The organism is Rhodococcus sp. Z13, assembly GCF_025837095.1.
GTDB lineage: Bacteria > Actinomycetota > Actinomycetes > Mycobacteriales > Mycobacteriaceae > Rhodococcus > Rhodococcus sacchari.
The window spans coordinates 2,050,378-2,072,925 of sequence record NZ_CP107551.1 but is presented as its reverse complement, the minus strand read 5'-3'; the positions used below and the strand labels follow the sequence as shown (position 1 = coordinate 2,072,925).

Sequence of the window (22,548 nt, the reverse complement as noted above, 5' to 3'; positions counted from 1 at the left end):
GATCAGCCGGCCAGCTCGCTCAGCCGGGCACGGAAGGCGTCGAGCGCCGCCGGGATGCCGGCCGGATCCGAGCCCGCACCCTGGGCCATGTCGGGCTTGCCGCCGCCGCGGCCGCCGATGGCGGGGCCGAAGCTGGCGACGAGCTCACCGGCCTTGATGCCCTTGTCCTGCGCGGCCTTGGTGGTGGCGACGACGAACGGGACCTTGCCTCCGGCGTTGCCGAGCAGCAGCACCACGGCGGGTTCGGAGCCGAGGCGTCCACGGATGTCGGCGGCGAGGGTGCGCAGGTCGTTGCCCGCGACCCCCTCCGGAGCGGCCTCGGCGACGACGAGCACGTCGCCGACACGCTTCGCCTTGTCGGCGTAGTTGCCGGCGGCGGCGGCGACGTTCGCGGCGCGGACCTTCTCGAGTTCCTTCTCCGCCGCCTTGAGGCGCTCGACGAGCGACTCGACGCGGGCGGGGACCTCCTCGGAGGGCACCTTGAGGGTCGAGGACAGGCCGGCGAGCAGTGCGCGTTCCTTCGCCAGGTGACGGTAGGAGTCGAGGCCGACGTACGCCTCGACGCGGCGGATGCCGGAGCCGACGGACTGCTCACCGAGGAGGGTCACGGTGCCGACGTGCGAGGAGTGCGCGACGTGGGTGCCGCCGCACAGCTCCATCGAGAACGGACCGCCGATCTCGACGACACGGACCTCGTCGCCGTAGTTCTCGCCGAAGAGGGCCATCGCGCCCATTTTCTTGGCCTTGTCGAGGTCGGTGACGAAGGTGTTCACCGGGTAGTTCGCGGCGACGGCCTCGTTGGTCACGGCCTCGATGTCCTGCTTCTGCTGCTCGCTCAGGGCACCCGGCCACGAGAAGTCGAAACGCAGGTAGCCGGGCTTGTTGAGCGAGCCGGCCTGTACAGCGTTGGGGCCGAGCACCTCGCGCAGCGCGGCGTGGACGAGGTGGGTGCCGGAGTGGCCCTGGGTCGCGCCCTTACGCCACTCGGGGTCGACCTGCACGAGCACCGCGTCGCCCTCGACGACCTGACCCTCGAGGACGGTGACCTTGTGCGTCCACAGCTGCTTGGCGATCTTCTGGACGTCGTCGACCTTGATCTTCAGGCCCGGTCCGGTGATGGTGCCGATGTCGGCGATCTGGCCGCCGGACTCCGCGTAGAGGGGGCTGCGGTCGAGGATCAGTTCGACCTGCTGGCCTGCGCTCGCGGCGTGCAGGCGCTCCCCTCCGGTGATGACGGCGAGCACGTTCGCCTCGCTGACCAGCTCGCTGAAGCCGGTGAACTCGGTGGGGCCGCGGTCGAGCAGCTCCTTGTAGACCGTGAGGTCGGCGTGGGCGTGCTTGCGGGCGCGCGCGTCGTCCTTGGCACGCTGCCGCTGCTCGGCCATGAGCGAGCGGAAGCCCTCCTCGTCGACGGTCAGGCCGGCCTCGGCCGCCATCTCGAGGGTGAGGTCGATCGGGAATCCGTAGGTGTCGTGCAGGGTGAAGGCCTCGGAGCCCCCGAGCACGTTCTTGCCCTGGGCCTTGACGTTCTCGACGGCGCCCTCGAACAGCTTGCTGCCGGTGCCGAGGGTCTTGAGGAAGGCGGTCTCCTCACCGACGGCGACGGTCTCGATGCGGCCGAAGTCGGTGGCGAGCTCGGGGTAGGAGGGCGCCATGGTGTCGCGCACGACCGCCATGAACTCGCGCATGGTGGGCTTGTCCGCGCCGAGCAGACGCGCCGAGCGCACGATGCGGCGCAGCAGGCGGCGCAGCACGTAACCGCGGCCGTCGTTGCCGGGGTTGACGCCGTCGACGATGAGCATCGCGGCGGTGCGGGCGTGGTCGGCGATGACACGGAAACGGACGTCGTCCTCGTGCTTCGCGCCGTAGACGGCGCCGGTGAGTTCGGCGGCCTTGTCGATCACGGGACGCAGCAGGTCGGTCTCGTAGACGTTCTCGACGCCCTGGAGCAGGAACGCGACGCGCTCGACACCCATGCCGGTGTCGATGTTCTTCTTCGGCAGCGGACCGAGGATCGGGTAGTCCTCCTTGGCGCCGCCCTCACCGCGCTCGTTCTGCATGAACACGAGATTCCAGATCTCGATGTAGCGGTCCTCGTCGGCCTCCGGGCCACCCTCGACGCCGTACTCCGGGCCGCGGTCGTAGAAGATCTCGGAGCACGGGCCGCACGGTCCGGGGATGCCCATCGACCAGTAGTTGTCCTTCATGCCGCGCCGCTGGATGCGCTCCTCCGGCACACCGACCTTGTCGCGCCAGATGGAGAAGGCCTCGTCGTCGTCGAGATAGACCGTCGCCCACAGCTTCTCCGGGTCGATGCCGTAGCCGCCCTCGTCGACGGAGCCGGTGAGCAGCGACCACGCGAAGGTGATGGCCTCTTCCTTGAAGTAGTCGCCGAACGAGAAGTTGCCGGCCATCTGGAAGAAGGTGTTGTGGCGGGTGGTCTTGCCGACCTCCTCGATGTCGAGGGTGCGCACGCACTTCTGCACCGAGGTGGCCCGCGTGTAGGGCGGGGTCTGCTGGCCGAGGAAGTAGGGCACGAACGGGACCATGCCGGCGTTGACGAACAGCAGGTTGGGATCGGCGAGGATCAGCGACGCGCTCGGCACCTCGGTGTGTCCCGCCTTCACGAAGTGATCGAGAAAGCGCCTGCGGATCTCGTGGGTCTGCACGTCGATGGTCCTTTGTGGTCTGACGATGGGGGTGGAGCTGCCCGGGGGCACGGGTCGAACCGGTCGGTCGGCCGCCCTTCAGCTTATCGCGCCGCCGCGACCGGCCTTCAGGACGGCGGTGTCGTCACCCCCGACCGCGCACGATGCGGCGCAGCTTGGGCAGTCGTGCGGCCAGTTCGCGCTCGGCTCCGCGGCCGGTGGGCTCGTAGTAGTCGACGCCGACGAGCTCGTCCGGCGCGTACTGCTGGGCGAGCACCCCGTCGGGGTGGTCGTGCGGGTACCGGTAGCCGACGGCGTTGCCGAGCTTCTGCGCGCCCTGATAGTGCCCGTCGCGCAGGTGGGCGGGCACCGGGCCCACCTTCCCGGCCTTGACGTCGGCGATCGCCGCGCCGAGCGCGGCGGTGACGGAGCCCGACTTGGGGGCGGTGGCGATGTGGATGGTGGCCTGGGCGAGCGCGAGCTGCGCCTCGGGCATGCCGACCTGCTGCACGACCTGCGCGGCGGCGACCGCGGTCTGCAGGGCCGTCGGGTCGGCCATGCCGACCTCCTCGCTGGCCTGGATCATCAGCCGGCGGGCGATGAAGCGCGGGTCCTCCCCCGCGACGATCATCCGGGCCAGATAGTGCAGGGCGGCGTCCACGTCGGAGCCGCGCAGCGACTTGATGAAGGCGCTGGCGACGTCGTAGTGCTGGTCGCCGTCGCGGTCGTACCGGACAGCGGCCTCGTCGATGCTGGACTCGACGGTCGCGAGGTCGATGACGGCGCGCTCGTCGCCGGCCCGGGCGAGCGCCGTGTCCGCCGAGGCCTCGAGCGCGGTCAGGGCGCGCCGGGCGTCGCCACCGGCGAGCCGCACGAGATGGTCGAGGGCGTCCTCGGTGATGTCCACTGCACCGCCGAGGCCACGGTCGTCGGTGCGGGCACGTTCGATCAGCTGCCGGATGTCGCCGGGACCGAGGGGTTGCAGCTGCAGCACCAGTGAGCGCGACAGCAGCGGGGCCACAACGGAGAACGACGGGTTCTCGGTGGTCGCGGCGACGAGCAGCACGATGCGGTTCTCGACCGCGGCGAGCAGCGCGTCCTGCTGGGTCTTGGAGAACCGGTGGACCTCGTCGATGAACAGCACCGTCTGCTCGCCGTGGGTGAGCCGCCGGCGGGCGAGGTCGATGACCGCGCGGACGTCCTTCACCCCCGCCGACAGCGCCGACAACGCCTCGAAACGGCGTCCGGTGGCGCCGGAGATGAGCGAGGCGAGGGTGGTCTTGCCGGTGCCGGGCGGGCCGTAGAGCACCACGGACGCGGCTCCCGATCCCTCTACGAGCCGGCGCAGCGGCGCGCCGCGTTCGAGCAGGTGCTGCTGGCCGACCACCTCGTCCAGGCTCGCCGGGCGCATGCGCGCGGCGAGAGGTGCCCCGGCGCCCGTCGCTCCGACAGGCGCCCGACGGAACTCGGGTTCGGGTTCGGTGTCGGGTTCGCGTGGCGCCTCGAACAGCGCGTCCGGTTCGGCCGACGGGTCGTTCGCCCCGAAAAGATCACTCACGGTGTTCGACGCTACAAGCTCGCCCCGACCCTCGATCGACGCCCGTGGCGTGTTCGCGTGGACGAACGGTCCCCGCTGTGGTCGGATCGTGCCGTGGCCACGACACCGTTCGTCCCCCGCCCCTCCCGTCGCACGCTGCTCCGGTCGGGTGCGGTCCTCGCCGGCGCTGCCGCCCTCGCTTCGACGGCGCGTGCCGGGTCCGCGACTCCCGCGGTCTTCGGGCACGGGGTGGCCTCGGGCGATCCCCTGCCCGACGCGGTGATCCTGTGGACCCGGGTGACGCCGGGCCCGGAGGCGGTCCCCGGGTCCGGGCGCGGGCCCGACGTCGAGGTGACCTGGGAGATCGCTCGCGACCATGGCTTCGGGCAGGTCGTGGCCGCCGGGTCGGTGACGGCGACCGCGGCCTCGGATCACACCGTGAAGGTGGACGCCGGTGGTCTGACCCCCGGCACGGTCTACTTCTACCGGTTCCGTGCGGCGGGTGTCGTCTCGCCGGTCGGGCGGACGCGCACCGCTCCCGCACCCGGGGCGGCCGTCGACCGGCTGCGCTTCGGGGTGGTGTCCTGCGCGGACTGGGAAGGTGGCTTCTTCTCCGCCTACCGGCATCTCGCGGCGCGCGGCGATCTCGATGCGGTGGTGCATCTCGGCGACTATCTGTACGAATACGCGGCCGGGCAGTTCCCGGTGGCCGGCGCGGCACCGGCGCGTACCCATCTGCCCGCGCACGAGATCGTGAGCCTGGCCGACTATCGGGTGCGGCACGCGCAGTACAAGACCGATCCCGATCTGCAGGCGCTGCACGCCGCCGTGCCGTGGATCGTGGTGTGGGACGACCACGAGGCGGCGAACGACGCCTGGGCGGGCGGCGCCGAGAACCACGATCCGCGCACCGAGGGCACTGGGCGAGCCGCAAGGCCGCGTCGGTGCGTGCCTACGACGAGTGGATGCCGGTGCGGATGAACGCCGGTCGCCTCTACCGCCGGCTGCGGTTCGGTGACCTCGCGGAGTTGTCGATGCTGGATCTGCGCAGCTACCGGTCCGAGCAGGCCCGCTTCGGTGCCCGAGCGGCCGACGACCCGGCCCGCACGATGACCGGACCCGAGCAGATGGACTGGCTCACCTCGGGGCTGGCCACCTCCCCGACGCGCTGGCAGCTGGTCGGCAACTCCGTGATGTTCGCGCCGGTGCTGCTGCCGCCGCTGGATCCGCGCACCACCGGAGCGCTGACCGAGCTGACGGGAGTGCCGGCTGCGGGTGTCGCCTTCAACTACGACCAGTGGGACGGATACGGCGCCGACCGGCGTCGTCTGCTCGACGCGATCACCCGGGCCGGCCTGCGCAACGTCGTCTTCCTCACCGGCGACATCCACACCTCGTGGGCGATGGACATCCCGGTCGACGCGGCCGCCTATCCGGCTGCCGGTACGGTCGCCACGGAATTCGTGGTCCCCTCCGTGACGTCGGCGAACATCGACGAACTGCTCGGCATCCCGCCCCGGGGCGCCTCGACCGTTCTCGAGTCCACCCTTCTGGCCACCAACCACCACATCCGGTTCGTCGAACTCGATTCGCACGGCTACGGCGTGCTGGAGGTGACCCCCGAAGCCGCGCAGATGGACTGGTTCTTCGTCACCGATCGCCGTGATCCGGCGGCCGGCTCTCGTCGGGTCGCCGGGTATCGGGTCGCGGCGGGCACGGCCCGGGTCGAACCGGCGGCCGCACCGCTGTAGTGCGCGGCGGGCTCAGCCCGCGAGGCGGTCGTCGAGGTGGGCCAGGACGTCGCGGGCGTGGGCGGCGACGTCGTCGTGCCCCGTCTCGGCGGCGAACTCGGCGAGCAGCGACCACCGGGCGCGCAGCGCCGGGATCCGGGGCACGGACAGGCCGTGTCCGCGGACCGACGCGATGCGGGCGTGGTCCTCGGGCAGGAACAGGTGCGTGCTCAGCCAGACGCAGGCGAGCAGTGCGTCGAGCAGTCGTTCCTCGAGCACCTCGTCGTAGGCCAGCTGCGGCCACATGCCCACCACCTCGGCGCGCCAGGCCTCGGCCATCGCGCGGACACGCTCGGCGGACAGCGGCACCGAGCACAGGCACAGCGGGAACGAACTGAGAGCGTAGGCGATGTCCAGGGTCGCGTCGCGGAAACCACCCCACTCGTAGTCGAGGAACTGCACCCCGTCGTCGCCGACGACGATGTTGTCGGGGCACAGATCCGACGGGCTGAACGCGCGGAACCGCCCACCGGTGAACAGCTTCGACGCGCGCTCGGCACGGTCGCGGACGCTGTCGGGGACCGTCAGGCCGAAGTCGGCGGCGAGCAGTTCGGGAACGCCTCGGACGGCGTCGATGGCCTGCTGCGACACGGCGTCGGCGACGCGGGCGACGTCGGCGCGACGCAGCAACGCCGCGAAGTCCTCCTCGCGGCCCACGGTCGCGGCGTGCATGCGACCGAGCGCCTGCGCGAGGGCCATGAGGGTGTTGTTGGCGGTCTCGGGGTCGCTGCCGCGCAGGACAGCCGCCAGGGTGGTCGCGTCGCCGAGATCGCTGAGGACCAGCAGGCGGGCGTCGAAGTCGTAGGCGAGCAGTTCGGCACCGGGACGGTGGTCCTTCGCCAGAGCGGTCGCGAACTGGTAGGAGACGGCCTCGCGGAGGAAGGCGACCTGCTCGTCGGTCTCGGAGCCGTGGAAGTCCACGTGCCCCGAACCACGGGAGGGAGGTACCTGCTTGAGCACCAGGGTGCGGGGCAGGGAGAAGGGGTTGGCGGCCACCCGCACGCGTACCACCACGGACCGTCCGCTCCCCCCGAGATCGACGGGGTCGGTCAGGGTCACCGGGGCGCCGGTGCGGCGGGTGAGCAGTGCTTCGGCGGCGTGCACCACCTCGGACACGGGGTCTGCCAATGTTGCGGTCATCACGGCCCAATCTACAGGGTTCGGGGCTCGGCAAGGGCGTCCACAGGACTCGAATCGGGCAGGACCTTCGTCGTGCCGACCCCTGGGAGCTGGTGGGATTCGTCCGTTCCGATGACGGAATCTGCTGTTCGACGGGCGTGTCACCCGCACGGGCCTGCCGCGGGGGCGAGCGGCTCGTGGGCGATCACGCGGGCGTCGGACATCGATGTCTCCTTCTTCCCTCCGCGGCGCCTTGGGCGCCGGACCGGAGCAGCGCCCCCGTGGCGCCGGACCGGGGAGATACCCCGCCCGCCGCATCCCAAACTCCCCGTGTGCCACATCCGCACACGACGGTGCCACCCGTCCCGGGGGACGAGCGGCACCGTCATCGTGTGTGGACCTGCGTCAGGCCTTGGGAGCCGGAGCGCCGTCGGGGTCGGGCACGAAGTCGATGCCTGTCTCCTTGCGCTGCTCCGGGGTGATGGGGCCCGGGGCGTCGGTCAGCGGGTCCACACCGCCACCGGACTTCGGGAACGCGATGACCTCGCGGATCGAGTCCACACCGGCGAGGAGCGCGGTGATGCGGTCCCAGCCGAAGGCGATGCCGCCGTGCGGCGGGGCGCCGTACTTGAACGCCTCGAGCAGGAAGCCGAACTTCTCGTTCGCCTCCTCCTCGGAGATGCCCATGACCTTGAACACCCGCTCCTGGATGTCGGGGCGGTGGATACGAATCGAGCCGCCACCGATCTCGTTGCCGTTGCAGACGATGTCGTAGGCGTAGGCGAGCGCGGAACCCGGATCGGTGTCGAAGGTGTCCAGGTACTCGGGCTTGGGCGAGGTGAAGGCGTGGTGCACGGCCGTCCATGCCGAGTGCCCGAGCGCGACATCGCCGCTGGCGGTGGCGTCGGCGGCGGGTTCGAACAGCGGGGCGTCGACCACCCACACGAACGCCCAGGCGTTCGGGTCGATCAGGTCGAGCTTACGGGCGATCTCGCCGCGCGCGGCGCCGAGCAGTGCGCGCATCGGCTTGGTGGCACCGGCGGCGAAGAAGATGCAGTCGCCGGGCTTGGCACCGACGTGGTCGGCGAGTCCGTCGCGCTCGGCGTCGGACAGGTTCTTCGCGACCGGGCCGGACAGCGTGCCGTCCTCACCGACGAGGACGTAGGCGAGACCCTTGGCACCGCGCTGCTTGGCCCACTCCTGCCAGGCGTCGAGCTGGCGGCGCGGTTGGCTCGCACCACCGGGCATCACGACGGCGCCGACGTACTCGGCCTGGAAGACCCGGAAGGTGGTGTCCTTGAAGAACTCCGTGCACTCGACGAGTTCGAGGCCGAAGCGCAGGTCGGGCTTGTCGGTACCGAAGCGGCGCATCGCCTCCGCGTAGGTCATCCGCGGGATCGGGGTCTCGAGCTCGTAGCCGACGAGACGCCACAGCGCGTGCAGGACCTCCTCGGCGAGGAGGATGACGTCCTCCTGACTGACGAAGGCCATCTCGATGTCGAGCTGGGTGAACTCCGGCTGACGGTCGGCACGGAAGTCCTCGTCGCGGTAGCAGCGGGCGATCTGGTAGTAGCGCTCGATGCCGCCGGCCATGAGCAGCTGCTTGAACAGCTGCGGCGACTGCGGCAGGGCGTAGAAGTTGCCGGGCTGCAGGCGGGCGGGCACGAGGAAGTCGCGGGCACCCTCGGGCGTCGACCGGGTGAGCGTGGGGGTCTCGACCTCGACGAATTCGTGGTGGGCGAGCACCGCGCGGGCCGCGGCGTTGACCTTGCTGCGCAGCCGGATGGTCTTGCCCGGCTTCTCGCGGCGCAGGTCGAGGTAGCGGTACTTCAGGCGCGTTTCCTCGCCGACCTGGTCGTCGAGCTGGAAGGGCAGCGGCGCGGCCTCGTTGAGCACCTCGAGCTCGGCGGCGTCGACCTCGATGGCGCCGGTGGGGATGTCGAAGTTCTGGTTGCCCTCGGGGCGGACCTCCACCTTGCCGGTGACCCGCACGCAGTACTCGGCGCGGAGCCGGTGCGCCTGCTCGAGGACGTCGGCGTTGCGGAACACCACCTGCGAGACACCGGAGGCATCGCGCAGGTCGATGAAGATGACCCCGCCGTGGTCGCGTCGCCGGGCAACCCATCCGGTGAGGGTGACAGTCTGCTCGGCGTGCTCGGCTCGCAACGAGCCGGCCAGATGGGTGCGCAGCACGGAATTCCTTTCGAAACGATCAGCGACGGGTTCGTCGGCTGTAATCCTACGAAAGACACGACCGGCCCGAGCGCACCCGTACCGAATAGTTCGCGCCGATTCGTGCCAAGCTTGTCCGAATCCGGCAATCAGACGAGAAAGCGGAAGCGATGACGTTCAGAGAAGGTGCCCGCATGGACGCGGGCCGGGTCCGGACCGGCGGGGGCGGAACCGGCGGCAAACTCGCGCTCGGCGGCGGCGCCGGCGGTCTCATCGTGATCATTCTCGCGTTGCTGTTCGGCGGCGACCCGTCGTCGCTGCTGGGATCCGGTGTGCCGGACCAGACCTCGCAGGACGGCACGAGCACCCTCGAGCAGTGCGAGGTGGGCGGTTCCGCGGCGAACGAGAACGTCGACTGCCGGGTGCTCTACACCGTCGGATCGCTGGACACGGTGTGGGGGCAGGAGCTGGCCGCGCAGACCGGCGTCGCGTACGTCCAGCCGGAGGTCGAGATCTTCACCTCGGCCACGTCCACCGGCTGCGGCAATGCGACCAGCGACATCGGGCCGTTCTACTGCCCGGCCGATCGGACGGCCTATTTCGACACCAGCTTCTTCGACGAGCTCGAGACCCGCTTCGGCGCCAGCGGCGGACCGCTCGCGCAGGAGTACGTGGTCGCGCACGAGTTCGGTCATCACCTGCAGAACCAGCTCGGCGACCTCGGTCGCGCGCAGGCCGATCCGCGTGGTCCCGAGTCCGGCGCCGTGCGGACCGAACTGCAGGCCGACTGCTACGCCGGGGTGTGGGCCTACTACGCCGACAAGCAGCCCGACCCGGCCACCGGCGAGCCCTTCCTCGAGACGCTCACCGACGCCGACATCCGCGATGCGCTGTCGGCCGCGTCGGCCGTGGGCGACGACCGGATCCAGCGGGCGGCGACCGGCCGGGTGAATCCGGAGGCGTGGACGCACGGCTCGTCGGAGCAGCGTCAGGCATGGTTCCTGGCGGGTTACCGTACGGGCCGGCTCGACGCGTGCGACACCTACGGCGCCCGCGATCTGAACAATCCGTCGGCCCTGCGCTGATCTCGGGACCGGCTGCAGGCCGTTCGGTTCACACCGGGCCGCTCACGCCACTGTGACGGTCATCCGGGCCTCGTCGGCGACCAGATCGGCGTGCTTGCGCATCTTCAACCGCACCGGCCAGGTTCCCGGCCGCCGCGCCTTGAAGCTGAAGATCCGCTCGCCCGCCCCTCCGGGCAGCGGATTCTTCGACGGCACGAACCGCATGTCGTGGAGGACCAACCCCTCCCCGATCTGTGCCGTCGACCAGCAGTAGTCGCGGGAGGTGTTCTCGGGCAGGTGGAGTTCGACCACGTCCCCGACACCGACCGTGACGTCCTTCGGACCAGTGGAGATGTGCTTCATGACCTCAGGATAGCCAGGATTTTGTGACATACATCACGATCCGAGGCTGGTCGGCTTCAGGGCGCGGCCGAGGATGTGTGATGGGCCACGAAACGGGGAAGCCCCCGGGCATGCACGAGGAACGAGCAGGCATCACACGCAGCGACGCGGTCATGGGCGGACGCCTGCTGGCCCTCGCGCACGAGAACGGCTACAGCGAACTGACCGAAGAGGTCGCCGGCCTGGTATCGAGTGCCGGCACCGGCACGCCTCCGCGCACCAATCCCCCGCTCTACGGCGGTGTTCTGCGCTGGACGGTGACGACCATCGCCGACGTCGTCGTCGACAAGATGGGCGCCCAGGTGCGCGGCGACGAATCCTTCGAACTCACCATCCGCACCGAGAGCGGACGCCACGTCCGCCCGGAGGAACTCCCCCAGCCGGAGAGCACCGTCATGAAGGCGGTGATCGACTCCCTGTCCGGCAACGTCACGGAAGCCCGCGCCGACCTCGACCAGGTGGTCTTCGCGATGGACTGGGCGTCACAGATGGAGGCGCTGGTCGAAGCGGTGCTCTGGCTCGACCGGCTCCTGGACACCCCAGGGCCGCAACAGGAGGACGCACCGCCCTGGTGACCTGCATCGAGATGCATTCCGGGTGAGACTGGGCGGATGCCGTCGTTCACTCCGGTGACCCCCGGGTCCCTCGTCGTCGCCATCGCCGACCGCGCAGCCGCACATCCCGGCCTCCGCTGTGTCGCGATCAGCGGGGCGGATGCATCCGAGCCCGTCGCCCTCGCCCGGCCGGTGGCGGACCACCTGCGCGGCCGGGGCCGGCCGGCGGACGTCGTCGATCTGCACGACTACGTGCGACCCGCCTCCCTCCGGTTCGAGCACGGACGCACCGATCCCCACAGTTACCGGTGGGAGTGGTTCGACTACGACGCCCTCGACCGAGAGGTGCTGCGGTCATTCCGCGAGCGCGGCCGGTGGTTGCCCCGCCTGTGGGACGAGAGCACCGACCGGTCGGCCCGGGTGCGCCCCCGGCCCGCCGCCGACGACCAGGTCCTGATCGTCGCGGGTCCGATGCTCCTCGGCCGGGGTCTGGGTTTCGACCTCTCGGTGACGCTGGTGATGTCGCGTGGTGCGCTCGACCGTCGCACCGGCGAGCCGGAACGATGGACGATCCCGGTCCTGCTGGATCACGACGCGGAGACCGAAGCCGATCTGGTGGTGCGCTACGACCACCCGGACCGACCCGCCCTCCGCATCGCCGAGGTCCGCTGAACAGCGGTTCCCCCGACACTGCACACGGATTCACCGAGCTGTGCGTTCACCCACCCGAGCGCGGTCGCGCGAGGACCTTGTGCACCGCCCCCGTGACGGCGTCCGGGGCGAGAGCACCGAAGGCCGCCATCGACCGGGCCAGGAGCGACCCGGCGACCACCCGGCGATCACCGCGGAGGAGGGCGTCGTAGCCGTCCTTCGCCACTCGCGCGGGATCGTCCTTGGGTCCCTTCCCGAGCAGGGTGTCGAGCATGCCCGCCCGCGCGAAGAAGTGCGTGTCGGTGGCGCCGGGCAGCATCGAGGTCACCGTCACATCGGTGTCCGAGAGTTCGTCGTGGATGCCGTCGGTGAACGACTGCACGAACGCTTTCGACGCGTTGTAGACCGCTTGATAGGGCCCAGGCATCAGCGACACGACCGACGACGTGAACAACAGACGCCCCGACCCGGCCCGCACCATGTCCGCGAGGAACAGGCGCGCGAGGTGCACGGTGGAACGGACGTTCACGTCCACGACCGCCAGCAGTTCCTCGGGATCGGCGTCGACGAACGCTCCCCCGATCCCCGTCCCGGCGTTGAGGGCGACCGCGGCGGGAACCCGCCCGCCCGCGGTCGCCGCCTCGTACACCGCACGGACGCCGGCCTCGGTGCGCAGATCGGCGTGCACCGGAGTGACGGAGACACCGGAGCTCTCCAGCTCGGCCGCTGCGTCGTCGAGCGCGGGCGAACGGGCCACGAGCACCAGGTCGTGGCCGTCGACGGCGAACAGCGCGGCCAGTTCACGCCCGATTCCGCGGGAGGCCCCGGTCACCACGGCCAGGGGTCGGGTGTCGTTCATGCTTCCTCCTCGAAGACGTCCGGTGTGCCGCGGGTACCCGCACGTTCTCCTCTCGACGCAGGTTTGCTCCCGTGGCCGTTTCGTCGTGCACGCCTCCGTGCCGGATTCGGTCGACTCGTACTACCAGCAGATCGGCCGGGCGGGCCGTGACGGGGAGGCAGCGACCGCGCTGACGTTCTACCGCCCCGAGGATCTGTCCCTCGCGACCTTCTTCACGACCCATGCACCCGACGAGGCTCTGATCTCCCGCGTCTTCCGGATCCTGAGGAAGTCCTCACCTCGCCGTCTCGGACAGTTGCGCGACGATCTCGGGGTGCGGGGTCGCAGGTTGTCCAACGCGGTGAACCTGCTCGAGCGGTGCGGCGCCGTCACCGCGGGCCGCCGGGGTTTCTCCGCAGCCGATCTGCCGGTCCGCGAGGTGGGCGACCGTGCACGCGAGGTCGCTGCGTCGGGGGAGCGGATGGACCGTTCCCGGGTGGAGATGATGCGGGGATACGCCGAGACGCGGGGATGCCGTCGCCGGTTCCTGCTGGGCTATTTCGGCGAGGTCGTGGAGGGTCCGTGCGGCAACTGCGACAACTGCCGGGCGGGCGTTCCGGACGAGTTCGCCGACCCCGCCGCCGGTGCCTCGTCCCTCACCGCGAACAATCGGGTGCACCATGCCGAGTGGGGTGCCGGGACGGTGATGGGCGGAGAGGGCGACCGCGTCACCGTCCTGTTCGACTCGGTGGGATACCGAACGCTGTCGCTCGAGGCGATCGCGAAGGCGGACCTGCTCAGGACCGACGACGGGAAACCCGCGCCGCGAGGACGCGGGTTCCTTCCGCCGAGTTCGCTCCGCTGAGGCCGTCGGCCGCCGCCGGGGCTATCGGATGGTCCCGGCTGCGGGCCGGGTGCGCGTGAGCAGGAAACCGAGCGCGATCATGCCGAGGCCGAGGACGAAGTGCAGCCAGTCGTCCGCGGTGTTGAGCGGGACGAAGTTGGCGCCGCTGTCCTTGTCGATGATCAGCCCGTAGATCCACAGCACCAGGTAGATCACGCCACCGGCGATCAGGAAGGTGCGGGCGGTTGCGACGGCACGGGCCGCGGCCAGCCCGGCGACGCCGAACAGCAGGTGGACGATGTTGTGCAGGACGGAGACCTGGAAGAGTCCCAGCAGCATGGCACCGGAATGGTGGCCGGCACCGGACAGCTGGTCGTAGTCGGAGGTGATGCCGGGGATGAACCCGAGGATGCCCACGAGCAGGAAGACCGCACCGACGACGAGCGCGGCGGTCTGCACCGGCGTCGCGGTCATCGAGCTCCGGGCGGGCGAGGATGGGGTGGTCATGACGCGCGTCCTCTCGTCGAACGTTCGACTGTCGAGGAGCGGATAGCCCCGGTCCTTACGGGACAAACGTCACGGGACAAACGTCGGGTGCCGGGCTGCGGATACGACAACGGCCCGCGGGGATGCACCCCGCGGGCCGTCCGGTCGTCACACTCCAGCGCAGCGGACCCGCAAGGAGTCCGTCACCCGAGTCGTTACCGGAAGTCTCAGCCGATGGCCGAGCCCGAGGGTCCGAAGACCTCGGTGGCAGCGTCGGCCGAACCGGCGAAGAAGCTGATCGCCGAGAAGAGGTCGGTGGCGTAGCCGAAGAAGTCGGCAAAGAAGTCCAGAGCGTCGATGAGGCCGCCGATGTCCATGTGTGTCTCCATTCGAGGGGGTGGGTGCTTATAACGGAGTTGTGACGACCAGTGCGTCACGCGCAATCATTGTTACCCGGATTCCGACCAAGTGCATTCCCCAGCGCTGTGGGATGCTTCACACTTCGAAATCTTGCGCGAAGGAAAGATATCGATTAGGCGCATCTTCGATAACGGCGCCGTTACCCGATGGAGCCCCGGATTCGTGAGCCGGTGGGAACTTCGTCCGGACACCGTTCGTCCTATCCTGTGAACCTCCTGGGAACGGAACCTCCCGGGAATCCCGACCGACAGAGACTCTCCACCGACAGAGACTCTCCACTGACAGAGGAGCCATGAAGCGCGCCCGGCGAAAACCCCGAAGACCCGTCCCGCCCCACCGTGACGACGCACTCGTCACCCGCTCCCTCCTCCCGTGCTGACCGCCCTCGGAATCGGGCTCGGCATTCTCGTCGTCCTCGCCATCACCGCGCTGACCGGCTACTTCGTGGCCCAGGAGTTCGCATACATGGCGGTGGACCGCTCCCGCCTCCAGGCCCGAGCAGAAGGCGGTGACAGCGGCGCACGCCGCGCCCTGTCCATCACCCGCCGCACCTCGTTCATGCTCTCCGGTGCCCAGCTGGGCATCACCGTCACCGGCCTGCTCGTCGGCTACGTCGCCGAACCCCTGATCGGCAGCGGCCTCGGCGAACTGCTCGGTGGCGTCGGCATCCCCACCTCCGTCGGCGTCGCCGTCGGCACGGTGCTGGCCGTGCTGTTCTCGACCGTCGTGCAGATGGTCTTCGGCGAACTGGTCCCCAAGAACCTGGCCATCGCCCGGCCCGAACCGGTCGCCCGCCGTCTGGCGTTGTCGACGACCTGGTATCTCACTCTCTTCGGCTGGCTGATCCGGCTGTTCGACGCCTCCTCGAACCTGCTGCTGCGCGCGCTGCGCATCGAGCCGGTCCACGACGTCGAGCACTCCGCAACCCCACGGGACCTCGAACACATCGTCGCGGCGTCGCGGGAGGCCGGTGAACTGCCGGCAGACCTGTCCACGTTGCTCGACCGCATCCTCGACTTCCCCACACGCACGGCGGAACACGCGATGATCCCCCGCTCCCGCGTGGACGTCGTCGAACTCGACGAGCCGGTGGCGGGCATCCTCGACCGGATGAGCACGGGCCACACCCGCTACCCCGTGGTGGGCACTTCCTCCGACGACCTGCGCGGTGTCGTGCACCTGCACGATCTGCTCGGACTCGACAGCACCGAGGGCACCGCGGCGACGGCCTGCCGGCCGCCGGTCATCGTCCCGGCGACGCTGGCGCTGCCCGACGTGCTGAACGCCCTGGCGGACGCCCACGAGGAGATGGCCCTGGTGATCGACGAATACGGCGGCTTCGCCGGTGTCGTCACCGTCGAGGACATCGCCGAGGAACTGGTCGGGGAGATCGCCGACGAGCACGACCCGGCCATGGACACCGAGGTCGTCCGCCCCGAGGGCGAGGGCTGGCTGATCCGCGGCGACGTCCACCTCGACGAGGTGGGCCGCACCATCGATCACGACCTGCCCGACGGCGACTACGAAACCCTCGCCGGGCTCGTGGTCACCGAGTTCGGAGGCTTCCCCGAAGTCGGTGAGACGGTTCGCGTGACGCTCGACCCCGACCCCGCCGACCTCGCGCTCGGACACCGGCCGCTGCGGCGTGTGCTCGTGGCCGAGGTCCGCGCGATCGACAAGCACGTGCCGTCCTCACTGCACGTGACGCTTCTGACCGAGGAGGCGGCCGACGATGAGTAACCCCTGGGTCGTCGCGGCGGTGACGATCGTCCTGATCGCCGCCTGCGCCTTCTTCGTCGCGGTCGAGTTCGCGCTGATCGCCGCCCGGCGTCACCGGCTCGAGGATGCCGCGGCCACCAACCGCTCGGCACGGGCGGCGTTGCGCAGCGCGTCGGAACTGTCCGTGCTCCTGGCCGGTTCGCAGCTCGGCATCACCGTGTGCACACTGGCGCTCGGCGCGACCGCGAAACCCGCCGTGCACCATTGGCTCACCCCGCTGTTCGAGAACTGGGGAGCTCCCCTGTGGCTGGCGGACGTCGCCGGCTTCGTCCTCGCCCTGCTGATCGTCACCTTCCTACACCTGGTGGTCGGTGAGATGGCACCCAAGTCGTGGGCGATCGCGCACCCGGAGCGGTCCGCGACCCTGCTGGCACTGCCGATGCGCGGATTCATGTGGGTCACCCGCCCGGTGATCGTGCGCCTGAACCACATGGCCAACCGTTGCCTGCGGAAACTGGGCGTCGACCCGGTCGATCAGCTGGCCACCGGTCAGGATCCGGCCGCCCTCCGGCATCTCGTCGAACACTCGGCGACGGTGGGCACCCTCGACGAGCGCTATCACGGGCATCTGAGCAGCGCATTGGAACTCGAGGCGCTGACCCTCGGCGACATCGTCGTGCCCCGGGCGGATCCGAGCAGTGTGCGCCCCGCGGCGACCGCCGAGGAGATCCGGGAGACCGCGTACCGCACCGGTCATCTGCGACTGCTGGTGCGCAAGAACGGGACTGTGGACGGGGTCGTGCACGTGCGCGACAGCCTGAACGCCGAGCCCGGTGTCACAGCCGCGGAACTGATGCGCCCGGCGTTGACGATCGACGCCGCGACACCGGTCTACGAGGCCCTGACCACGATGCGGGAGACCCGCACCCATCTCGTGACGGTCACCTCGGAGGGCCGGATCGTCGGATTGATCACGTTGTCCGACGTGCTCGCCCGCCTCCTCCCGCTCGGCGGTGCTGCATCCTGAAGGCGAGCCCTGCAGGTGCCCTGTTCCGGTCACCTGCAGGGCGTCCCGGACATCAGGGGCCACCGAGTGCGGCGTGCATCTCCCACACGATCACCTCGGCGCCGGTCGCCGTGATGAGCTGCTGTCCTCCCCCACCGCTGATCCGCACGGCGTCCCCTTCGGCGAGAGGACCCGCGCCTTCGAGCGCGGCAGCGCCCTGCGCGACGAAGACGTGCAGGAAAGGCGCGTCGGGAAGAACCACCGGCCGGCCCGGCTGCATGCGGGAGACGTGCATCGCCGCGTAGCGGTTGCGGATGCGGATCGCCGAATGGTCGGCGTAGGCGTCCATCCCCGAGGCGACCGGGACGAGTCCGCCGGAGAGCAGTTCGTCGTCGATCTCGAGCTGTTCGTAGCCCGGGTCGACGCCGGGTTCGTCGGGCAGCACCCACATCTGGATGAACCGTACGGGTTCGTCGTGTTCCTCGGCGTGACGGCCGACTCCGCCGGCGAGACGCCACGAGTCGTTCTTCTCCGAGTGCAGGATCCCCCTACCGGCGGTCATCCGCTGCGCGAGACCGGGATAGATCACGCCGGAGTGTCCCATCGAGTCCTGGTGCACCAGCGATCCGCGCAGGACCCAGGTGACGATCTCCATGTCGCGGTGCGGATGAGTGTCGAAACCCGTTCCGGCGAGCACGATGTCGTCGTTGTTGACCATCAGCAGGCCGTGGTGCGTGTTGTCGGGGTCGTAGTGGTGACCGAACGAGAACGAGTGCTTCGAGTCGAGCCAGTCGATCCTGGTCTTCAGCCGGTCGTCCGCGCGGCGGACGTCGAGGCGGGGTGCGGTGCTCATGACGGGTCCTTGCTCACGACGGGGACTGGGATCGGTGGCCGGGGTCGGCGGTGGGCGGGTTGCGGCGAGGCCGGATACGAGCGTTGGGCAGCGATGGCGCGGGAAGCCGCTCGACCTTGCCCTCGTAGCCGTCGACGCGCCCGAACTGCTCGGATCCGCGTTCCCAGGCGTCGCGGAAGGCGGCGATCTCGTCGTGGCTGCGGCCGACGAAGTTCCACCACATGACGATCTCCTCGCCGAGCGGTGTCCCGCCGAGCAGCACGAGGCGAGCAGGTTCGTCGCCCGGGTTCGTGAGCCGGAGCGCGGGCACCCCGGTGCCGACGTATCCGAGGGCGGCCCGCCCGAGCACGGTGTCGAACAGGGTCACGGCGCCGGTGTCGACGAGGACGCCGTGCTCGAAGGACGGGTCGACGTCGAGCACGAGCTGCGCGTGCGGCTCGAGGACGATCTCCGCGCCGACGAGCGGGGTGAATGTCTTCACCGGCGAGGTGTGTCCCGCCAGGCTGCCGAGGAAGACCTTGGCGGTGGCGCCGGGCAGGTCGAGCCGGGGCGGGACGTGGTGCTGGAAGTCGCGCGAGGCGTCCCGGTCGGAGTCGGGCAGCGCAATCCACAGCTGCACGCCGTGCAGGGTGGTCGTGGCGGGGGTCGAGACCTCCGAGTGGCAGATGCCGTGACCACCGGTCATGAGGTTCATCTCGCCGGGTCGCACCATGGCGTGCACGCCGTGGCTGTCGCGGTGTTCGATCTCGCCGGCGAACAGCCACGACACCGTCTGGAGCCCGGTGTGCGGGTGCGGGGCGACGTCCATTCCGCCGGTGCGGGAGACGTCGTCGGGACCGTAGTGGTCGGCGAAACACCACGCGCCGATGAGGGACCGCTGCCGCTGGGGCAGGGTGCGCCGGACCGGCATGGCACGCGGACCGCCGAGCGGCACCTCGCGGGAGGTGATGATCTCCACGCGCGGGTTCAGGGTGTCGACGGCGTGCAGGTCCTCGGTCCGGCAGTGGATCTCGTCGGGCCGGCGATCGGTGTTGCTCATCTCGTCCGCATCCTCTCGCTCTCAGCACGTCGTACGACACTCCCAGTCTCCCACATTTGATTGATCAGTCAACTAACAGGCGTACACTGGAGGTCATGGCAGAGGTGAACTGGCTGAGCAGGGACGAGCACCGGTTGTGGCGGGCCTACCTGGACGCGACCCGCACCCTGATGCAGAACCTCGACAGGCAGCTGCTCCGCGACGCGGGCATCTCCCTCACCGACTTCGAGATCCTCGTCCTCCTGTCGGAGGCGCCCGGTCGCCGGATGCGCATGCGCGATCTCGCCGACGCCGGCACGACCACCCGCAGCGGGATCACCCGCGCCGTCTCGCGGCTGGAGAACGCCGGCCGGGTGCGGCGCGTCGAGTGCGAATCCGATCGCCGCGGCGCCTGGGCCGAACTGACCGACACGGGTTTCGACACACTCACCGCAGCCGGGCCCGGGCACGTCCGGGCCGTGCGGGAGAACATGTTCGACCTCCTCTCCCCCGACGACGTCGCGACGATGACCGCGGCGTTCACCCGCATGCGTGAGCGCATGGGTGCACAACAGTCGATCCGTTGATCGAGCAGCCCCGGACCTGACGCGCCGACACGGGGTTCGCCCCTGCTGCAGGCGCGGCGAACCTCGTGTCGGCGCGCGAACGTGCGGCGCCGAGAGCCGGGTCAGAACAGGGTGGGTGCGGCGCCCACGGGTTCGCGCAGGTCGACCGGCCGTGCCGGTGCCGCCGGGCGGTGTTCGGAACTGCGCGCCCGCAGGGCGTAGTGCTCGAGCAGCGGCGTCACCCGATCGCTCAGCCAGCGTGTGTATTCCGGTGCCGCGTACGCGCCGCGGCCGTAGAGCCGCCGATAACGTCCGACCAGGGCCGGATGCTCCCGGGCCAACCAGGACAGGAACCAGCCGCGCGTCGACCCGCGCAGGTGCAGCGGGATGACGGTGGCGCCGGAGGCCCCCGCCGCGGCGATCGACTCGAACAGCTCGGCGAGGTGACGACGCGAGTCGGTGAGATACGGCAGCACCGGCGCGACCATGACGTGACACGACAGTCCCGCCTCGGTGATCGCGCGGATCAGGTCGAGACGGGCCGCCGGCGTGGGGGTTCCGGGTTCGATGCTGCGGGCCAGCTCCGGGTCGCCGATGGGCAGCGACACGGCGATCGACACGTCGACCTGCCGGGCGGTGAGCGCGAGCAGCGGCAGGTCGCGCCGCAGCAGGGTGCCCTTCGTCAGGACGGAGAACGGGGTACCCGACTCGGCGAACGCACGGATCACGCCGGGCATCAACCGGTATCGCCCCTCGGCCCGCTGGTACGGGTCGGTGTTGGTGCCGAGCGCGACGTGCTCGCGGCGCCACGACCGGCGGGCGAGTTCGCGACGGAGGACCGCGGCGACGTTGGTCTTGACGATCAGCTGACTGTCGAAGTCGTGCCCGGCGTCGAAATCGAGGTATTCGTGGGTGGGCCGGGCGAAGCAGTACCGGCAGGCATGGCTGCACCCGCGAAAGGTGTTGACGGTGTAGCGGAACGGCAGGCGCGACGCTTCCGGGGTCTTGTTGAGCGCACTCTTGCACAGCACCTCGTGGAAGGTGATGCCCTCGAACTCCGGGGTGCGGACACTGCGGACCAGCCCCGCCCGTTCGAGCCCGGGCAGGGCACCGTCGTCCGCGTCCACCGTCTGACTCGCCCACCGCATGCCCTTCAGTCGAACATGTGTGCTATCGACTGTCAACCGATCCGTCGAACGGACATTCGATCCCCGGCTTCGTCACGGGCCTGGGGACGAGCCGGTGGCCGCCCGCGGGCGCTCGAGTTACAGTGCTCGCCACACTGATCTTCGATGGGGGGATTCGATGAGCGGTCTGTTCTCGCATGCCGGAATACGGGTGGTACCCGACGGGATCCGGGCATACGGCACCACCAACATCCACGCCGCCGAGCAGGTGGCACAGGCGGGCGCGTTCGATCTCCAGGCCAACATCACGGCACTGAGTCCCGCGATGGGCCTGATCGGCGGCGAGTTCCTCGGGGCCTTCGCCGCCGCACAGTCCGAACACACCCGCGCCGTCGGGCAGCTCGCCCTCGCGTACGCGTCCAACGGGGTGGCCGCACACGAGGCCGCGGCCGGTTACGAGGGCGTCGACGCCGGCACCGTCGCTGCGCTCGACCGGGCGACGGGAGATATGTGATGCAGGAGACGACCGCGATGCCGGTCGCACCGGAATCCTCGCCCACCGTCCTCGACGCCCTCCGGGCCTCGCCGGTGGGCCCGTGGCTCGACGTGCCGCTGCCCGTGCTGCCGGAACCGGTGTTGTGCGATGCGATACTGCCCCTGCCCGATCCGGATGCGATCGCCGCACTGCTGCAATCGATCCCGTTTCCCACCCTGCCGGAGATCGAGGCGCTGACCCGGCCGATCGCCGAGCTGGGCTCGATGTTCGGCACCGGGATCCTCGACGGTCTCGATCCGTCGATGCTGCTGCAGCAGGGTTCCCGCCTGCTCGAGGCCGCCACCGCGCTGGGACGCACCGCCCTGCACGCGCTTCCGGAGTCGTGGGAGGGCGCGACGGCCGACGAGAGTGCCGGGCACACCGTCCGCGCCCAGCAGACGGCGCTCGAGCTGGCCGAGCGCGGCGACCGGATCGGTGACGTCACCCGCGCCGCCACCGCGACGGTGGAGCGCGGCAACATCGAACTGACGGGCATCGCCCGGTCGTTCGCGGCGACCGCCGTCGCCGCGGCACCCGCGCTGGCCACACCCGCCGGTCAGGCCGCGCTGCTCGCGTCGGCCGCCGAGCACCTACAGGCCGCGCTCGCCGTCGTCGCCCGCACCCGCGGGGAACTCGCCGTGCACACGGCGGCGATGACGGCCCTGACCACACCGATTCCGGTGCCGGAACCCGTCGCGGTCGCCGGATTGCCGCAGGTGCGGGAGCTCGTGGGCACCGCGCCCGACGTCGCGTCGAGCATGGCCGCGCCGTTCACGACGACCGGTACCCACGCCGCGACCGTGCCCACCTCCTATGCAGGGACGGTACCCACGGCGCACGCCGCCGCGCTCACGGCGCCGAGCGCGGGCCCGGGTGCCGGTGTCCCGACAGCGTCCGCCGGGGGCCTGTCCGGATACGCCCCGGCCGGCCTGCCGCCGGCGGGAGCCCCTGTCGCCGCGGCGGTCCCGGCGATGTCCCCGGCAGGCGGGGGCGTGCCGGTCGCGGGGACCGGGACCGCAGCGGCCGGCTCCCGGATGCCGGCGGGAGGCATCGCCCCGGCCTCGGCGGCCCGGGGATCGGACGACGAGGAACACTCCCCCTCCCGGCTGCTCAGCGCAGCCGGGTCCGGCACCGAGGTGGTCGGCGACCTGCCGATGGTCGTTCCCGCGGTGATCGGCGCGAGCGAGGAGTTCTAGGCG

20 protein-coding genes and 1 pseudogene are annotated in these 22,548 nt (G+C 70.4%); 10 read left to right on the top strand and 11 right to left on the bottom strand.

The features are described from left to right. Positions 1–2 precede the first annotated feature (2 nt). Complete coding sequence (gene alaS, locus OED52_RS09520; RefSeq protein WP_264154381.1) at positions 3–2,669, bottom strand: alanine--tRNA ligase; 2,667 nt, start codon at positions 2,667–2,669, stop codon at positions 3–5. 124 nt (positions 2,670–2,793) lie between these two features. Further along, on the bottom strand, positions 2,794–4,206 hold the full coding sequence (locus OED52_RS09515) for a replication-associated recombination protein A (RefSeq protein WP_264154380.1): 1,413 nt from the start codon (positions 4,204–4,206) through the stop codon (positions 2,794–2,796). A gap of 93 nt (positions 4,207–4,299) precedes the next feature. On the opposite strand from OED52_RS09515, the pseudogene OED52_RS09510 reads away from it, so the two are divergent. Next, positions 4,300–5,936: pseudogene (locus OED52_RS09510) on the top strand (alkaline phosphatase D family protein). Between the two features lie 12 nt (positions 5,937–5,948). On the opposite strand, the gene OED52_RS09505 reads toward OED52_RS09510, so the two are convergent. Continuing rightward, the gene (locus OED52_RS09505; protein ID WP_264154379.1) at positions 5,949–7,115 is read right to left on the bottom strand and encodes a kinase; all 1,167 of its coding nucleotides are present in this window, start codon (positions 7,113–7,115) and stop codon (positions 5,949–5,951) included. 384 nt (positions 7,116–7,499) lie between these two features. Beyond that, complete coding sequence (aspS, locus tag OED52_RS09500; protein ID WP_264154378.1) at positions 7,500–9,287, bottom strand: aspartate--tRNA ligase; 1,788 nt, start codon at positions 9,285–9,287, stop codon at positions 7,500–7,502. A 149-nt stretch (positions 9,288–9,436) separates the two neighbouring features. Between aspS and ypfJ the strand changes: the two genes are divergently transcribed. After that, entirely contained in the window at positions 9,437–10,351 is a 915-nt protein-coding gene (gene ypfJ, locus OED52_RS09495) for a KPN_02809 family neutral zinc metallopeptidase (RefSeq protein ID WP_264154377.1), read from the top strand. Between the two features lie 42 nt (positions 10,352–10,393). Here ypfJ and OED52_RS09490 read toward each other — a convergent pair whose 3' ends face one another. Next, the gene (locus OED52_RS09490; protein WP_264154376.1) at positions 10,394–10,693 is read right to left on the bottom strand and encodes a protease inhibitor I42 family protein; all 300 of its coding nucleotides are present in this window, start codon (positions 10,691–10,693) and stop codon (positions 10,394–10,396) included. A gap of 80 nt (positions 10,694–10,773) precedes the next feature. Here OED52_RS09490 and OED52_RS09485 point away from each other — a divergent pair, with 80 nt between their 5' ends. Together OED52_RS09485 and OED52_RS09480 are read left to right on the top strand one after the other, a co-directional pair. After that, entirely contained in the window at positions 10,774–11,307 is a 534-nt protein-coding gene (locus OED52_RS09485) for a hypothetical protein (RefSeq protein ID WP_264154375.1), read from the top strand. A 36-nt stretch (positions 11,308–11,343) separates the two neighbouring features. Beyond that, positions 11,344–11,958, top strand: coding sequence for a nucleoside/nucleotide kinase family protein (locus tag OED52_RS09480; protein WP_264154374.1), 615 nt, complete (start codon positions 11,344–11,346; stop codon positions 11,956–11,958). A 46-nt stretch (positions 11,959–12,004) separates the two neighbouring features. On the opposite strand, the gene OED52_RS09475 is transcribed toward OED52_RS09480, so the two are convergent. Next, positions 12,005–12,796, bottom strand: coding sequence for an SDR family NAD(P)-dependent oxidoreductase (locus tag OED52_RS09475; RefSeq protein ID WP_264154373.1), 792 nt, complete (start codon positions 12,794–12,796; stop codon positions 12,005–12,007). A gap of 97 nt (positions 12,797–12,893) precedes the next feature. Here OED52_RS09475 and OED52_RS09470 point away from each other — a divergent pair, with 97 nt between their 5' ends. After that, the gene (locus OED52_RS09470) at positions 12,894–13,640 is read left to right on the top strand and encodes a RecQ family zinc-binding domain-containing protein (protein WP_264154372.1); all 747 of its coding nucleotides are present in this window, start codon (positions 12,894–12,896) and stop codon (positions 13,638–13,640) included. Between the two features lie 21 nt (positions 13,641–13,661). Here OED52_RS09470 and OED52_RS09465 read toward each other — a convergent pair whose 3' ends face one another. Together OED52_RS09465 and OED52_RS09460 are read right to left on the bottom strand one after the other, a co-directional pair. Next, on the bottom strand, positions 13,662–14,093 hold the full coding sequence (locus OED52_RS09465; RefSeq protein ID WP_264154639.1) for a DUF4383 domain-containing protein: 432 nt from the start codon (positions 14,091–14,093) through the stop codon (positions 13,662–13,664). A gap of 239 nt (positions 14,094–14,332) precedes the next feature. After that, a complete protein-coding gene (locus OED52_RS09460; RefSeq protein ID WP_264154371.1) occupies positions 14,333–14,482 on the bottom strand; it encodes a hypothetical protein in 150 nt (49 codons plus the stop codon). A 415-nt stretch (positions 14,483–14,897) separates the two neighbouring features. On the opposite strand from OED52_RS09460, the gene OED52_RS09455 reads away from it, so the two are divergent. Beyond that, a complete protein-coding gene (locus OED52_RS09455) occupies positions 14,898–16,265 on the top strand; it encodes a hemolysin family protein (RefSeq protein WP_264154370.1) in 1,368 nt (455 codons plus the stop codon). Continuing rightward, positions 16,258–17,271 carry a hemolysin family protein gene (locus OED52_RS09450; protein WP_264154369.1) on the top strand — a complete coding sequence of 338 codons (1,014 nt, stop codon included), beginning with the start codon at positions 16,258–16,260 and terminating at the stop codon, positions 17,269–17,271. Before OED52_RS09455 ends, OED52_RS09450 begins: the two co-directional genes overlap by 8 nt. Positions 17,272–17,323: 52 nt before the next feature. On the opposite strand, the gene OED52_RS09445 is transcribed toward OED52_RS09450, so the two are convergent. Both OED52_RS09445 and OED52_RS09440 read right to left on the bottom strand, forming a co-directional pair. Beyond that, positions 17,324–18,103, bottom strand: a complete 780-nt coding sequence (locus OED52_RS09445; protein WP_264154368.1) for a pirin family protein — start codon at positions 18,101–18,103, stop codon at positions 17,324–17,326. 13 nt (positions 18,104–18,116) lie between these two features. Then, positions 18,117–19,142, bottom strand: coding sequence for a pirin family protein (locus tag OED52_RS09440; RefSeq protein WP_264154367.1), 1,026 nt, complete (start codon positions 19,140–19,142; stop codon positions 18,117–18,119). A 95-nt stretch (positions 19,143–19,237) separates the two neighbouring features. Here OED52_RS09440 and OED52_RS09435 point away from each other — a divergent pair, with 95 nt between their 5' ends. Further along, positions 19,238–19,708, top strand: coding sequence for a MarR family winged helix-turn-helix transcriptional regulator (locus tag OED52_RS09435; RefSeq protein WP_264154366.1), 471 nt, complete (start codon positions 19,238–19,240; stop codon positions 19,706–19,708). Between the two features lie 101 nt (positions 19,709–19,809). On the opposite strand, the gene OED52_RS09430 is transcribed toward OED52_RS09435, so the two are convergent. Beyond that, on the bottom strand, positions 19,810–20,835 hold the full coding sequence (locus OED52_RS09430; protein WP_264154365.1) for an Rv2578c family radical SAM protein: 1,026 nt from the start codon (positions 20,833–20,835) through the stop codon (positions 19,810–19,812). 157 nt (positions 20,836–20,992) lie between these two features. Here OED52_RS09430 and OED52_RS09425 point away from each other — a divergent pair, with 157 nt between their 5' ends. Further along, positions 20,993–21,328 (top strand): type VII secretion target, encoded by a 336-nt coding sequence (locus OED52_RS09425; RefSeq protein WP_264154364.1) that lies wholly within the window; start codon positions 20,993–20,995, stop codon positions 21,326–21,328. Next, entirely contained in the window at positions 21,328–22,545 is a 1,218-nt protein-coding gene (locus OED52_RS09420) for a hypothetical protein (RefSeq protein WP_264154363.1), read from the top strand. Before OED52_RS09425 ends, OED52_RS09420 begins: the two co-directional genes overlap by 1 nt. Positions 22,546–22,548: the final 3 nt, after the last annotated feature.